General features: G+C 44.0%; 15 protein-coding genes and 1 other annotated feature. Of the genes, 12 read left to right on the top strand and 3 right to left on the bottom strand.

Annotated features, from left to right (window positions below; all coding sequences use genetic code 11):
- The first annotated feature begins 32 nt into the window (after window positions 1-32).
- Window positions 33-878, top strand: a complete 846-nt coding sequence (gene ytxC / locus CW370_RS14835) for a putative sporulation protein YtxC (RefSeq protein WP_024573513.1) — start codon at window positions 33-35, stop codon at window positions 876-878.
- A gap of 395 nt (window positions 879-1,273) precedes the next feature.
- Window positions 1,274-3,205: a threonine--tRNA ligase gene (gene thrS, locus CW370_RS14830; protein ID WP_024573512.1), complete on the top strand. Its 1,932-nt coding sequence runs from the start codon at window positions 1,274-1,276 to the stop codon at window positions 3,203-3,205.
- A gap of 39 nt (window positions 3,206-3,244) precedes the next feature.
- Here thrS and CW370_RS14825 read toward each other — a convergent pair whose 3' ends face one another.
- Window positions 3,245-4,027 carry an HAD family hydrolase gene (locus CW370_RS14825; RefSeq protein ID WP_015251491.1) on the bottom strand — a complete coding sequence of 261 codons (783 nt, stop codon included), beginning with the start codon at window positions 4,025-4,027 and terminating at the stop codon, window positions 3,245-3,247.
- Between the two features lie 166 nt (window positions 4,028-4,193).
- On the opposite strand from CW370_RS14825, the gene lytS reads away from it, so the two are divergent.
- The 4 genes from lytS (at window position 4,194) to lrgB (ending at window position 7,969) form a co-directional block, all read left to right on the top strand.
- The gene (lytS, locus tag CW370_RS14820; RefSeq protein ID WP_015251492.1) at window positions 4,194-5,975 is read left to right on the top strand and encodes a two-component system sensor histidine kinase LytS; all 1,782 of its coding nucleotides are present in this window, start codon (window positions 4,194-4,196) and stop codon (window positions 5,973-5,975) included.
- Complete coding sequence (gene lytT / locus CW370_RS14815; RefSeq protein ID WP_015251493.1) at window positions 5,953-6,678, top strand: two-component system response regulator LytT; 726 nt, start codon at window positions 5,953-5,955, stop codon at window positions 6,676-6,678. The genes lytS and lytT overlap by 23 nt, the downstream gene beginning before the upstream one ends.
- Window positions 6,679-6,811: 133 nt before the next feature.
- On the top strand, window positions 6,812-7,252 hold the full coding sequence (gene lrgA / locus CW370_RS14810) for an antiholin-like murein hydrolase modulator LrgA (RefSeq protein WP_014477620.1): 441 nt from the start codon (window positions 6,812-6,814) through the stop codon (window positions 7,250-7,252).
- Window positions 7,253-7,273: 21 nt separating this feature from the next.
- On the top strand, window positions 7,274-7,969 hold the full coding sequence (gene lrgB, locus CW370_RS14805; protein WP_003229482.1) for an antiholin-like protein LrgB: 696 nt from the start codon (window positions 7,274-7,276) through the stop codon (window positions 7,967-7,969).
- A gap of 31 nt (window positions 7,970-8,000) precedes the next feature.
- Here the strand turns inward: lrgB and CW370_RS14800 are convergent, their stop codons facing one another.
- Window positions 8,001-8,663: a hypothetical protein gene (locus CW370_RS14800; protein ID WP_024573510.1), complete on the bottom strand. Its 663-nt coding sequence runs from the start codon at window positions 8,661-8,663 to the stop codon at window positions 8,001-8,003.
- A 256-nt stretch (window positions 8,664-8,919) separates the two neighbouring features.
- Window positions 8,920-9,050: a sequence feature (ribosomal protein L20 leader region), on the top strand.
- A 58-nt stretch (window positions 9,051-9,108) separates the two neighbouring features.
- Here CW370_RS14800 and infC point away from each other — a divergent pair.
- Genes infC through CW370_RS14780 form a run of 4 tightly spaced genes read left to right on the top strand, consistent with a single transcriptional unit; the run spans window position 9,109 to window position 10,560 of the window.
- The gene (gene infC, locus CW370_RS14795; protein WP_010886591.1) at window positions 9,109-9,630 is read left to right on the top strand and encodes a translation initiation factor IF-3; all 522 of its coding nucleotides are present in this window, start codon (window positions 9,109-9,111) and stop codon (window positions 9,628-9,630) included.
- 12 nt (window positions 9,631-9,642) lie between these two features.
- Entirely contained in the window at window positions 9,643-9,843 is a 201-nt protein-coding gene (rpmI, locus tag CW370_RS14790) for a 50S ribosomal protein L35 (RefSeq protein WP_003222418.1), read from the top strand.
- Between the two features lie 31 nt (window positions 9,844-9,874).
- Window positions 9,875-10,234: a 50S ribosomal protein L20 gene (rplT, locus tag CW370_RS14785; protein ID WP_003222420.1), complete on the top strand. Its 360-nt coding sequence runs from the start codon at window positions 9,875-9,877 to the stop codon at window positions 10,232-10,234.
- Window positions 10,235-10,290: 56 nt separating this feature from the next.
- Window positions 10,291-10,560: a DUF1294 domain-containing protein gene (locus CW370_RS14780; protein WP_101169783.1), complete on the top strand. Its 270-nt coding sequence runs from the start codon at window positions 10,291-10,293 to the stop codon at window positions 10,558-10,560.
- Window positions 10,561-10,575: 15 nt separating this feature from the next.
- Here the strand turns inward: CW370_RS14780 and ysdB are convergent, their stop codons facing one another.
- Window positions 10,576-10,968: a sigma W pathway protein YsdB gene (ysdB, locus tag CW370_RS14775; RefSeq protein WP_003229493.1), complete on the bottom strand. Its 393-nt coding sequence runs from the start codon at window positions 10,966-10,968 to the stop codon at window positions 10,576-10,578.
- 183 nt (window positions 10,969-11,151) lie between these two features.
- On the opposite strand from ysdB, the gene CW370_RS14770 reads away from it, so the two are divergent.
- Window positions 11,152-12,237: a M42 family metallopeptidase gene (locus CW370_RS14770; protein ID WP_101169782.1), complete on the top strand. Its 1,086-nt coding sequence runs from the start codon at window positions 11,152-11,154 to the stop codon at window positions 12,235-12,237.
- Window positions 12,238-12,433: 196 nt separating this feature from the next.
- On the top strand, window positions 12,434-13,405 hold the full coding sequence (gene abnA, locus CW370_RS14765) for an arabinan endo-1,5-alpha-L-arabinosidase AbnA (protein ID WP_024573508.1): 972 nt from the start codon (window positions 12,434-12,436) through the stop codon (window positions 13,403-13,405).
- The last annotated feature ends 94 nt before the right edge of the window (window positions 13,406-13,499 follow it).

The following is a 13,499-nucleotide window of genomic DNA, read 5'->3' as shown; positions in this document are numbered from 1 at the left end:
ACTTGTAACAGATGCCGTAAGGGGGGACAAACATGCTTGAAATAATCTTTGAAGATGACCATGATGCAGCCGCTTTTTTACATCTCATTCAGCATTCGGACGATCGGAACAATATCATTGTCCGTGAAGGCATACGAAAAATCGGGATTGAAAAAGCGAATCCGGCTTTTCCTATTCAGCATTTTATGGAGCCGATTCTGGTCAAATTTTTTTTGGAATGCAAAGAAGACGAGCATATGCTGTCATTGATTGAGGAAACGTATTGTTTCACGGACCAGGATGAACAGCAGCAAATCCTTCAGCTCGCACACAGTATTATTGAAGGTGAAGCAGACGATCTTCCGTTTGAGCCGCTGAAGCTTTCACGGAAACAATCAATTTTGGATGAACTCCAAACGATCTGTTTAGAGGAAGGAGTATTTTACATTCGCTCCTTTCAGACCTTCCGACTTGGATCATACTATAAGCAGCTGAGAGATATTACAGAAGCAGCGATTGATGAATATAAGATGGAACAGGAATATCAAAACTTTATTCAAACACTCAGAGACTATGTAAACGCCAAACAGCCGCGAATCAAAAAAGTGCATATTGTCCATGATGGTTCCTTTACATTATGGGAGCTGCGCTATGTGCCGGAACGGGAAAAAATGAAATACATAGACAGGAGATTTGTCCGGGATCATCCTATGTATATTGATTCTCATTTGCTCGCGCCGCTGATTTCCATTGCGCCTGATGAAGTCGTGCTTTATACCGACCAGCCCGAGCACATGATGGCAAGGACCATTCAAAACGTATTTCAAGAGAGAGTGGAAATGCTCCCGCTGCATGCTTTTACAGATGCAGAAATACCGGTGAAGCACTCGGAAGGATGAGGGCCGGCAGCCTGTCTATATAAGGCTGTCGGTTTAAAAAAGGAAACGCGATCGTGTTGATTTTTTGGATTGAACAATTTATAATACATAGGAGATTAAGAAAGACACACGTATTGATAAGGACACGAAGGAATGATACCGGCTCAAAGAGAGGGAAGCCCTGGCTGCAAGCTTCCCAGCTAAGGACCATTCGCTTTACCGCCTTTGAACTTCAGCTGTGAACCTCTTGAAAAGGAACAGTAATGGCTGACGGGAACTCCCGTTACAGAGCTTAGAGCCGCAGGTGCCGTGTATTGGCTTTGCGGAAAAAAGGGTGGAACCACGATTCCGTTTATTCAACCTCGTCCCTTTCATAGGGGGCGGGGTTTTTATATGTAAAAAAAGGAGTGACAAAGATGTCAGATATGGTAAAAATCACATTTCCTGATGGAGCAGTCAAGGAGTTTGCGAAAGGAACAACAACAGAAGATATCGCGGCATCCATCAGTCCGGGATTAAAGAAAAAGTCATTAGCCGGAAAACTGAACGGAAAAGAAATCGATTTGAGAACGCCGATCAATGAAGACGGTACAGTGGAAATCATTACAGAAGGCTCAGAAGAAGGTCTTCAAATTATGCGCCACAGTACGGCTCACTTGCTGGCTCAAGCGATTAAACGCATCTACAAGGATGTTAAATTCGGCGTCGGTCCGGTTATCGAAAACGGGTTTTACTACGATGTAGAAATAGACGAAGCGATTACACCGGAGGATCTGCCGAAAATCGAGAAAGAAATGAAAAAAATCGTTAATGCGAACCTTCCGATCGTTCGAAAAGAAGTCAGCCGTGAAGAAGCGAAAGCCCGTTTTGCGGAAATCGGCGACGACCTGAAGCTTGAACTATTGGATGCGATTCCTGAAGGAGAAACCGTTTCGATCTATGAGCAAGGCGAATTCTTTGACCTGTGCCGCGGCGTCCATGTTCCTTCAACCGGAAAAATCAAAGAGTTTAAGCTGTTAAGCCTTGCTGGCGCATACTGGCGCGGTGACAGCAAAAACCAAATGCTTCAGCGCGTATATGGTACAGCTTTCTTCAAAAAAGCTGATCTTGAAGAGCATCTTCGTATGCTAGAAGAAGCGAAAGAACGCGATCACAGAAAGCTCGGCAAAGAATTAAAGCTGTTCGCGAACTCTCAAAAAGTCGGACAAGGCCTGCCGCTTTGGCTGCCAAAAGGCGCGACAATCCGCCGCGTCATCGAGCGCTACATTGTTGATAAAGAAATCAGCCTCGGCTATGAGCACGTATACACACCTGTGCTAGGTAGCAAAGAGCTGTATGAAACATCAGGACACTGGGATCATTATCAGGAAGGCATGTTCCCTCCGATGGAAATGGACAATGAAACACTTGTATTGCGTCCGATGAACTGTCCGCACCATATGATGATTTACAAACAAGACATTCACAGTTACCGCGAGCTTCCGATTCGTATAGCAGAGCTTGGAACGATGCACCGCTATGAAATGTCAGGTGCGCTGTCAGGACTTCAACGGGTACGCGGAATGACGTTAAATGATGCACACATCTTTGTGCGCCCGGATCAAATTAAGGATGAGTTTATCCGTACAGTCCGTTTAATCCAGGATGTTTATGAAGACTTCGGTTTAAGTGATTACACATTCCGTCTGTCTTACCGCGATCCGGAAGATACAGAGAAATATTTTGATGACGATGAAATGTGGAACAAAGCGCAATCCATGCTGAAAGAGGCAATGGACGAAATCGGCCACGACTATTACGAAGCAGAAGGTGAAGCGGCATTCTACGGCCCTAAACTTGATGTTCAGGTGAAAACTGCGATCGGAAAAGAAGAAACACTGTCTACGGTACAGCTTGATTTCTTATTGCCGGAACGTTTCGACCTGACATACATCGGTGAGGACGGCAAGCAGCACCGTCCGGTTGTCATTCACAGAGGTGTCGTTTCAACAATGGAACGCTTTGTTGCCTTCTTAATCGAAGAACACAAAGGCGCGCTGCCGACATGGCTTGCACCGGTTCAGTTCCAAGTCATCCCGGTTTCTCCGGCTGTGCATTTAGACTACGCGAAAAAAGTGCAGGAACGCCTGCAGCGTGAAGGCCTGCGTGTTGAAGTCGACAGCCGCGATGAAAAAATCGGCTACAAAATCCGTGAAGCGCAAATGCAAAAAATCCCGTACATGCTGGTGGTCGGTGACCAAGAAGCAGAAAACGGAGCGGTAAACGTGCGTAAATACGGAGAACAGAACTCTGAAACCATTTCACTTGATGAGTTTGTGAAAAAGGCAGTAGCTGAGGCGAAAAAATAAAATAAAAAAGCATGATCTCATTGAAGAGATCATGCTTTTTTATTTCTCTAATATAGGAAACAAATCATGAAGGCTGCTGATGATGTAATCAGGCGTTACGTCAGTTTCGTTTTTCTTATCCGTCCGGTTGATCCAAACGGTTTTGATTCCGGCTCTTGAAGCGCCTAAAATATCAGTATTCAAATTATCGCCGACCATGATGGCATCGTCTTTTTCAATATTCATCAGCTTAAGGCAGTGTTCAAAAATTGAAACATCCGGCTTGCCCTTGCCGAATGCGCCCGAGATGACGATTTCATTGAAGTAAGGAGCGAGCTCAGGCACGCCGGCAAGCTTCTCCTTTTGCAGACTCGGATCTCCATTTGTCAAAAGCAATAATTCATACTTGCCTTTTAATTGATCGAGTACAGCAAAAGTTTCATCATATACAAAAGGGCGTTTTCTGCGCTCTGCCGCAAAAAACTCTCCCAAGTATTCGCCATATGCAGGATCATCGATCCCAAGCGCTTTCAGTCCGTTTGTCCATGCATTTCTTCTGTACTCCGGCACAATCTTGTTCAGCTTTTGAAAGCCTTCACTGATTGGCTCTGAGAAATTGGACCACAGTCCTTCAAACGGGTTAATGCCGATCATCACTGTATATGGATACGTCTCATATGACATGTACAATTCTCTCGCCGCTTCGCGAACAGCTGCTTCGAATTCCTCAGGGGCAAGGCCATATTTTTTCTCCGCCTGTAAGCAAGTTTCTGCAAATGTTGTTCTGACGCTTTTTTCGTCCCAAAGTAGTGTATCATCTAAATCAAAAAATACGGCTTTCATGATCTTCTCCTCTGCTTCAGATTCAAATCTTTCTGCCAAAAGGCTCATGTTTTATTTTACAATAGATAAAAGCCTTGTGAAATATGTTTTCAGATGATTTTAAAAAAACAGTCAGCCGTAAAACAAAAACATGCTAGAATGAAAACGGAAAGAACAGGTGACATGAATGATTCATTTAATGATTATGATGCTGGAGAGAGTGGGGATTATTGTTATATTAGGGTTCATTCTCGCCCATACGAAACTTTTCAGACAAGCTCTTCAGAATCAGGACGGCTATAAAGGAAAAGCGATTTTAATTTCTATTTTTTCTCTTTTCAGCATCATCAGCAATTATACAGGCATCGAAATTCAAAGAAATATGATTGTAAACAATGACTGGGTGTTTACGATAGATCCATCGGGCTCTATCGCGAATACCCGTATTTTAGGCGTGGAAATCGGGGGCCTTCTCGGAGGTCCTTTTGTAGGGGCTGGGATCGGCATACTTGCGGGCCTGCATCGTTTTTCACTCGGTGGCAGCACGGCCTTAAGCTGTGCCGTCTCATCTATTTTAGCGGGTGTTCTTGCAGGCTTGATCGGCAGGTATTTTACGAAGCGATATCGAATGCCGACACCGCGCATCGCCGCTCTTGTGGGAATCGGCATGGAGTCACTGCAAATGATCATTATTTTGCTGATGGCAAAGCCGTTCAGTGACGCTTGGGAGCTTGTCAGCATGATCGGAATTCCGATGATACTCATCAATGGAACAGGCAGTTTTATTTTTCTGTCTATTATTCAAGCAATCATTCGCAAGGAAGAACAGGCAAGGGCTCTCGAAACGCATCGAGTGCTGACGATTGCTGATCAGACACTTCCATTTTTTCGCCAAGGATTAAATGAGAACTCCTGTAAAAGTGTAGCGGCTATTATCCATAAGCTGACAGGAACAGATGCGGTGTCTCTCACTGACAAAGAAAAGATCCTTGCGCATGTCGGTGCGGGAATGGATCACCACATCCCATCGAAAAGCTTGATCACCGGCCTGTCCAAAAAGGTGATTAAAACAGGGCATATTATGAAGGCAATTTCGCAGGAAGAGATTGAATGCACGCATGCTGAATGCCCTTTGCACGCTGCAATTGTCCTGCCGCTGACATCGAACGGCAATACAATCGGCACCTTAAAAATGTACTTTAAAAGCCCGGCAGGCCTGAGTCAGGTAGAAGAGGAACTTGCCGAGGGGCTGGCCATGCTGTTTTCGACACAGCTTGAGCTTGGGGAAGCAGAGCTGCAAAGCAAACTTCTCAAGGATGCTGAAATTAAAGCGCTTCAAGCACAGGTGAATCCGCATTTTTTATTTAATGCGATCAACACGATTTCTGCGCTATGCCGTACAGATGTTGAAAAAACCCGTAAGCTCCTATTGCAGCTCAGTGTTTATTTTCGTTCAAACCTTCAAGGAGCGAGACAGCTGCTGATTCCGCTCTCAAAGGAGCTGAACCATCTTAACGCTTATTTGTCATTAGAACAGGCGCGTTTTCCCGGGAAATATAAAATTGAGCTTAATATCGACAGCAGACTGGAGCAGATTGAAATCCCTCCGTTTGTTTTGCAGGTGCTTGTCGAGAACGCGCTTCGGCACGCGTTTCCGAAAAAACAAGACATATGCAAGGTTACAGTCTGTGTCTTATCTGATAACGCCTCCGTCTATATGAAGGTGGCGGATAACGGACGCGGAATTCCGCCGGACGTCTTGCCGGAACTGGGGAAGAAACCGTTTCCGTCTAAGGAGGGAACCGGTACAGCGCTTTATAACCTAAATCAGCGGCTGATCGGTTTATTCGGACAGCAGGCTGCACTGCATATCAGCAGTGAGGTTCATAAAGGGACAGAGGTTTCCTTTCAAGTGCCAATGCAACAGATGAAAGAGGGAGAAGAACATGCTCAGGGTGTTAATAGTTGATGATGAGATGCTGGCAAGGGATGAACTGGCTTACTTGCTTAAGCGGACCAATGAGGAAATGGAAATCAATGAAGCGGAAAATATCGAATCCGCTTTTGACCAAATGATGGATCAAAAACCTGATTTGCTGTTTTTAGACGTTGATTTATCCGGAGAAAACGGTTTTGATATCGCAAAGCGATTGAAGAAAATGAAGCATCCTCCTGCTGTTGTGTTTGCGACAGCGTATGACCAGTATGCGCTCAAAGCGTTTGAGGTGGACGCTCTTGATTATTTAACCAAGCCTTTCGATGAAGAAAGAATTCAGCAAACGCTGAAAAAATATAAAAAAGTCAATCGGGATATTGTAGAAACAGAGCAAAACAGCCATGCCGGCCAGCACAAGCTCGCGCTATCTGTGGGGGAATCGATTGTGATTGTGGATACGAAGGACATTATCTATGCCGGAACAGAAGATGGTCATGTCAATGTAAAAACCTTCGATCATTCTTATACGGTCAGCGATACACTCGTTGTGATTGAGAAAAAGCTGCCGGATTCTGATTTTATCCGCGTCCATCGGAGCTTTGTCGTGAATACTGAATATATTAAAGAAATTCAGCCATGGTTTAATTCAACGTATAATCTGATCATGAAAGACGGATCGAAAATACCGGTCAGCCGGACATATGCGAAGGAATTGAAAAAGCTGCTCCATATTTGATGGGCGGCTTTTTGCATTTCAGCCATTTGATTCTGCAACTCAGACCCGCTATACGGCATGTTATCTTGTAAGCGCTTTATAACAGGGAATTCTTATTTATAATGAGGGTACCAAAGAGAAAGAGGTGAAGAAAATGAGTGCTAAAAAAGTGTACGGGTTTTTAACACAAGCATTTATTTTTGCCGTCATTATGCTGGTTTCAAATATGATTGCCGCTATTGTCCCAATACCTATCCCGGCATCGGTTGTAGGGTTGGTCTTATTATTTCTCCTATTATGTTTGAAAGTCATTAAACTGGAACAAGTGGAAACGCTCGGAACGTCTTTAACCTCTCTGATCGGATTTTTATTTGTTCCATCAGGTATATCTGTTATGAATTCGCTTGGTGTGATGCAGCAATACGGCCTGCAAATTGTTCTTGTCATTCTGCTCGCAACGATTATTTTGCTGGGGGCTACGGGATTGTTTTCTCAGCTGATTCTGTCGCTGAGCGGAAAACGCAAAACCGCAGCGGACATGAAAACAAAAACAGTGCAAAGCCCGCAGAACAATAACGAACTCGTTCACCATTAAGGGAAACAGGAGGTTCTTCACATGGAAAGCACAATGAGTCCTTATTTTGGGATTGTCGTATCACTTGCTGCATTCGGCATCGGCACCTTTTTATTTAAGAAAACGAAAGGCTTCTTCCTTTTCACTCCTTTGTTTGTTGCCATGGTGCTGGGGATCGCATTTTTAAAAATCGGCGGTTTTTCCTACGCGGATTATAATAACGGGGGAGAGATCATTAAGTTTTTCCTTGAACCGGCAACGATTGCATTTGCAATTCCTTTGTACAAACAAAGAGATAAGCTTAAAAAGTACTGGTGGCAAATCATGGCCTCCATTATTGCCGGCTCTATCTGCTCTGTCACGATTGTTTATTTGCTCGCTAAAGGCATTCATCTCGATTCGGCCGTAATGAAAAGCATGCTTCCGCAGGCGGCTACAACGGCAATTGCGCTTCCTTTATCAAAAGGCATCGGGGGCATCAGCGACATCACAGCCTTTGCGGTCATCTTTAACGCTGTCATCGTATATGCGCTCGGAGCATTGTTCTTGAAGGTGTTTAAAGTGAAAAATCCGATTTCTAAAGGATTGGCTCTTGGAACATCCGGACATGCACTTGGTGTAGCGGTCGGGATTGAGATGGGAGAAGTTGAAGCTGCGATGGCAAGTATTGCTGTTGTCGTAGTAGGAGTGGTAACGGTTCTGGTCATCCCTGTGTTCGTGCAGCTGATCGGTGGATAAGCCAAGGCTGAATGCCTTGGCTTTTTTTATTTTATGGTGCGTCTTCGGGATCGATATACCCTTGTTTAATGCCCCATTCTACTTGATCGTCATGCCACTTTTTTCGTTCTTCATAACCATAACCATCGTCATCAGGAAGCTCTGAAGCTGGCTGTTGAATGGTTTTATCTGTCTGACTCGAGGAAGATGGTGGATCTTGACTATTAGATGAGGGTGCCTCAGTCTGCTGCCGTTGTGCCTGCGATTGCCGCTTTTTCTCAGCGTTCGCTTTCTGCTCTTTTTGGATTGCTGCCTGCCGCTGTCTTTCAAGTTCAGCTTGTCTTTCCGCTTCGGCTAATCGCTGTCTCTCTGCAGCCTGCTGCTCTGCTAATCGCTGTCTCTCCGCTTTTTCCTCCTGCTGTTTCTTTCGTTTCGCCTCCCGCTCTTTTTCAAGCTTTTTCTCAGCGGCGATTTGTCTTTGCTTTTCAGCTTCTTCTTTTGCCTTCCGCTTTCCTAACTCAGTAGCGAGTGGACTCTCGAACTTCATGTCCAATGAAACGGGTTTTAGTTTTTTTAGCTCTTTCTCCAGCTCCTTTTGAGGAAATGCTGCAGTTGTCTTAACAGTTTCGACTTTTGATTCGGAAGATGTGCTGATATTCGAGCAACCGGTTAATATCAATGTGAAAAATAAAGCAAGCTGTATCAGTTTGTTCATGTGTCAGGCTCCCTTCTGCTTCTTATATCGGTCAAAGATTAACTTTGTTTTACATTTCTTCCTGTCGGTGGTTTTGTTGTAAATTGCGAAATAAGGGGGGAATTGTTGGTTCTTTGCATTTTGGTGGGGCTGAAAGATTTTCTTTTTCTCTCTTGCGCTCATAGAAAACCCATGTTACAATGTAAAAGTTGTTCCGGATAAGTCGTCCTTGACTAAAGATCCGGTATTGTGTAGAATAGTTATTGAATTGAATATAAATCACAAGCAGAAGCACCCGCTTCTCACCTGATTGACACATGCATGTAGTTGGCAGGTTGACCGTACATTTTTATTGATACAGATGTTCGTAGTGTGGGTGTTTTATAATGCCCACACTTTTTGTTTGCCTGCAAAATGCATTCAAAATGAGTTGTGAATCAATTCGAAGAAACTATGGAGGTGGCTCATTATTAGCAAAGATCAATTGGTTAATGAGGGTATCCGTGCACGTGAGGTCCGTTTAATCGGACAAAATGGCGACCAGCTTGGAATCAAGTCCCGTCAGGAAGCACTTGAAATCGCCGGCCGCGCAAATCTTGACCTTGTGTTAGTTGCAGCGAATGCAAAACCGCCTGTCTGCCGAATCATGGACTACGGTAAGTTCCGATTTGAGCAGCAGAAAAAGGAAAAAGAAGCACGCAAGAATCAAAAAATCATTAACTTAAAAGAAGTTCGGTTAAGTCCGACAATCGATGAGCATGACTTTAACACGAAATTGCGCAATGCGATTAAATTCCTTGAAAAAGGCGATAAAGTGAAAGCTTCTATCCGCTTTAAAGGACGCGCAATCACTCATAAAGAAATCGGTCAGCGTGTATTAGACCGTTTCTCCGAAGCATGTGCTGAGGTTGCGACAGTCGAAACAAAACCAAAAATGGACGGCCGCAGCATGTTCTTAATGCTCGCACCGAAAAACGAAAAGCAATAAGGAGGAAATCCCATGCCAAAAATGAAAACTCACCGCGGATCTGCTAAACGTTTTAAAAAGACAGGTTCTGGGAAGTTAAAACGTTCTCACGCGTACACAAGTCACTTATTCGCCAACAAATCTCAAAAGCAAAAGCGTAAGCTTCGCAAGAGTGCTGTTGTAAGCGCAGGAGACTTCAAACGTATCAAACAAATGCTTGCTAACATCAAGTAATCGGATAAGGAACAATTAGGAGGGAAATTCAATGCCAAGAGTAAAAGGCGGAACTGTTACACGTAAGCGTCGTAAAAAGGTTCTTAAATTAGCAAAAGGTTATTTCGGTTCAAAACATACATTATACAAAGTAGCTAACCAGCAGGTCATGAAATCTGGAAACTATGCTTTCCGTGACCGTCGTCAGAAAAAACGTGATTTCCGTAAACTTTGGATCACTCGTATCAACGCAGCTGCTCGCATGAACGGCCTTTCTTACAGCCGTTTAATGCACGGTCTTAAGCTTTCTGGTATCGAAGTAAACCGTAAAATGCTTGCTGATCTTGCTGTAAACGATCTTACTGCATTCAATCAGCTTGCTGATGCTGCTAAAGCTCAATTAAACAAGTAATCATATAGAGCCGCTCTCCAGCAGAGCGGCTTTTTCTATATAAAGGATGAGGCAACATGATTATTGCTGCTTATTTGGTGTTGATTAATCTGTGCGGTTTTTGGGTGATGGGCTTTGACAAACGCAAAGCGCAGCAGCACAAGTGGAGAATTTCTGAAGACCGGCTGTGGCTGATAGCCATCGTGTTTGGAGCGCTCGGTGTCTGGCTTGGCATGCAAACCTTCAGACATAAAACGAAACACGCTTCTTTTAAGTATGGAGTACCGCTTCTTCTGGTAATTGAAGCGATTCTCATCGCTATTTACTACAGCCCGTTTGATTTATAAAAAGCAGAAAAGCGTTTAACGCTCTTCTGCTTTTTTTGCGAGTTTAATGGGCTGGTCCCAGTCAATCTTACAATTTGGATATCGTTCCAGCACTTTTTCTTCAATGTTCTCAAAATCTTTTGCAGAGAAATGTTTCAGCTTCTCAGGAGATTCTGTCCAGACAAAGATCGTGTGAATAAACAGCGGATGATCCTTGGAAGGAATATGCTTTTCTCCCTCAAAAAGCACGCCTTTATACGTCAGCTGAAAATTCTTCCGGGTATTGTTTTGTTCATCAATAATATAAAAATGTTCTTTTGATTGGGCCAGCTTAAGCCTTCTCTTAGGATTCGCGACATATTTGACCACGGCATAAATACAATAAGCAAAAAGTGCAAGCAAAATAATCCTTAGAACCATGACAAACATTGTGTGAAGGCACCTCCCTTATGGTGATGATCTGATGTAATACGAAAAGCATAGAAAAAGGTTTCACTTTTTCTAAAAGAAAGCTGTAAAAACATATACCCGATTTTCAAGTGAAATAGTCGTATGGTTCGCGCCATGTTTTGTATAATAAGAATGCAGGACTGATGAAGGAGGGTTTGGAACATGGCAAAATTAGATGAAACATTGACCATGCTGAAAGATTTAACAGATGCAAAAGGCATACCCGGCAATGAAAGAGAAGTAAGGCAAGTGATGAAATCATACATAGAACCATTTGCTGATGAGGTGACAACAGATCGCCTGGGCAGTTTAATTGCCAAAAAAACTGGTGCAGAAAATGGCCCGAAAATTATGATCGCCGGACATTTGGATGAAGTCGGCTTTATGGTGACACAAATCACAGATAAAGGCTTTATCCGTTTTCAAACCGTTGGCGGATGGTGGGCTCAGGTTATGCTTGCCCAGCGCGTCACCATTGTCACAAATAAAGGAGAAATCACAGGGGTTATCGGATCTAAGCCGCCTCATATTTTGTCTCCTGAAGCAAGAAAAAAATCAGTGGAAATAAAAGACATGTTTATTGATATTGGAGCTTCAAGCCGGGAAGAAGCCTTGGAGTGGGGTGTACTCCCGGGAGATATGATCGTTCCGCATTTTGAGTTTACGGTCATGAACAATGAAAAATTCCTACTCGCAAAGGCCTGGGACAACCGCATCGGCTGTGCGATTGCAATTGATGTGTTAAGAAACTTACAAAACACAGACCATCCAAATATAGTGTATGGCGTTGGAACCGTGCAGGAGGAAGTCGGGCTGAGGGGAGCGAAAACGGCTGCACACACCATTCAGCCTGATATTGCGTTTGGTGTTGATGTAGGGATAGCAGGAGACACGCCTGGCATTTCCGAGAAGGAAGCGCAGAGCAAAATGGGCAAAGGCCCGCAGATTATCGTTTACGATGCATCCATGGTCTCTCACAAAGGTTTGCGCGATGCAGTTGTAGCCACTGCGGAGGAAGCCGGCATTCCGTACCAATTTGATGCCATTGCCGGCGGCGGAACTGATTCGGGTGCCATCCATTTGACGGCAAATGGCGTTCCTGCGCTGTCCATTACCATTGCAACCCGCTACATTCATACGCACGCGGCCATGCTGCATCGTGATGATTATGAAAACGCGGTAAAGCTAATTACAGAAGTCATTAAGAAGTTAGATCGAAAAACGGTTGACGAAATTACGTACCAATAAAGATACGGAAGAATCCGCCTATTGAGGTGGATTCTATTTTTTTGTCTGTACAAATTACAGCATAGTGACTACAATAAAGGGGATACCGAAAATTTCCTGAACATGACGATATACGATACGCAGTCGATTTGACAGGAAGGGAGGATAAATAATCTAATTTGTAAGCGCTTTCTGAAATAAAGGAGGTTGAACAAAATTGAAAAAGAAAAAAACATGGAAACGCTTCTTACACTTTTCGAGTGCAGCTCTGGCTGCAGGTTTGATATTCACTTCTGCTGCTCCCGCAGAGGCAGCGTTTTGGGGTGCATCCAATGAGCTGCTTCATGACCCGACTATGATTAAAGAGGGGAGCTCATGGTATGCGCTCGGAACAGGGCTTACTGAAGAACGGGGACTGCGGGTTTTGAAGTCTTCAGACGCTAAAAATTGGACCGTACAAAAATCCATTTTCAGTACACCGCTATCGTGGTGGTCCAATTATGTACCGAATTATGGTCAAAACCAGTGGGCGCCGGACATCCAATACTATAACGGCAAGTACTGGCTGTATTATTCCGTTTCTTCTTTTGGAAGCAATACATCTGCCATTGGCCTGGCATCTTCAACAAGCATCAGTTCGGGGAGCTGGAAGGACGAGGGCTTGGTGATCCGTTCGACAAGCTCAAATAATTATAACGCAATTGATCCGGAGCTGACATTCGACAAGGATGGCAACCCGTGGCTTGCATTCGGCTCGTTTTGGAGCGGCATTAAGCTGACTAAGCTCGATAAGAGTACGATGAAGCCTACAGGCTCGCTCTATTCGATTGCAGCTAGACCGAATAATGGAGGTGCCTTAGAAGCTCCTACTCTTACGTATCAAAATGGATATTACTATTTAATGGTTTCATTTGATAAATGCTGTGACGGGGTAAACAGTACGTACAAAATTGCTTACGGAAGATCCAAAAACATTACAGGCCCTTATCTTGATAAAAGCGGAAAAAGCATGCTTGAAGGCGGAGGCACTATTTTGGATTCGGGCAATGACCAATGGAAAGGACCTGGAGGCCAGGATATTGTGAACGGAAACATTCTTGTTCGCCATGCCTATGATGCCAATGACAATGGCATTCCGAAGCTTCTCATCAATGATTTGAATTGGAGCTCGGGCTGGCCGTCCTATTGAATCAAAAAGCCGGGCTCTGCCCCCGGCTTTTTTTAAAAGAAAAGATTGACAGTATAATAGTCAATTACTATAATAAAATTGTTCGTACAAATAT

Origin of the sequence: Bacillus sp. SN32, from assembly GCF_002837495.1 — a bacterium.
Lineage (GTDB): Bacteria > Bacillota > Bacilli > Bacillales > Bacillaceae > Bacillus > Bacillus subtilis.
The sequence above is the reverse complement of the archived record's forward strand: the minus strand, read 5'-3'. Positions and strand labels throughout refer to the sequence as shown.

Bases quoted from the DNA above. Each gene is read 5' to 3' on its own strand.
- ytxC (WP_024573513.1), top strand. From the start codon at position 33: ATGCTTGAAATAATCTTTGAAGATGACCATGATGCAGCCGCTTTTTTA.
- thrS (WP_024573512.1), top strand. From the start codon at position 1,274: ATGTCAGATATGGTAAAAATCACATTTCCTGATGGAGCAGTCAAGGAG.
- CW370_RS14825 (WP_015251491.1), bottom strand. From the start codon at position 4,027: ATGAAAGCCGTATTTTTTGATTTAGATGATACACTACTTTGGGACGAA.
- lytS (WP_015251492.1), top strand. From the start codon at position 4,194: ATGATTCATTTAATGATTATGATGCTGGAGAGAGTGGGGATTATTGTT.
- lytT (WP_015251493.1), top strand. From the start codon at position 5,953: ATGCTCAGGGTGTTAATAGTTGATGATGAGATGCTGGCAAGGGATGAA.
- lrgA (WP_014477620.1), top strand. From the start codon at position 6,812: ATGAGTGCTAAAAAAGTGTACGGGTTTTTAACACAAGCATTTATTTTT.
- lrgB (WP_003229482.1), top strand. From the start codon at position 7,274: ATGGAAAGCACAATGAGTCCTTATTTTGGGATTGTCGTATCACTTGCT.
- CW370_RS14800 (WP_024573510.1), bottom strand. From the start codon at position 8,663: ATGAACAAACTGATACAGCTTGCTTTATTTTTCACATTGATATTAACC.
- rpmI (WP_003222418.1), top strand. From the start codon at position 9,643: ATGCCAAAAATGAAAACTCACCGCGGATCTGCTAAACGTTTTAAAAAG.
- rplT (WP_003222420.1), top strand. From the start codon at position 9,875: ATGCCAAGAGTAAAAGGCGGAACTGTTACACGTAAGCGTCGTAAAAAG.
- CW370_RS14780 (WP_101169783.1), top strand. From the start codon at position 10,291: ATGATTATTGCTGCTTATTTGGTGTTGATTAATCTGTGCGGTTTTTGG.
- ysdB (WP_003229493.1), bottom strand. From the start codon at position 10,968: ATGTTTGTCATGGTTCTAAGGATTATTTTGCTTGCACTTTTTGCTTAT.
- CW370_RS14770 (WP_101169782.1), top strand. From the start codon at position 11,152: ATGGCAAAATTAGATGAAACATTGACCATGCTGAAAGATTTAACAGAT.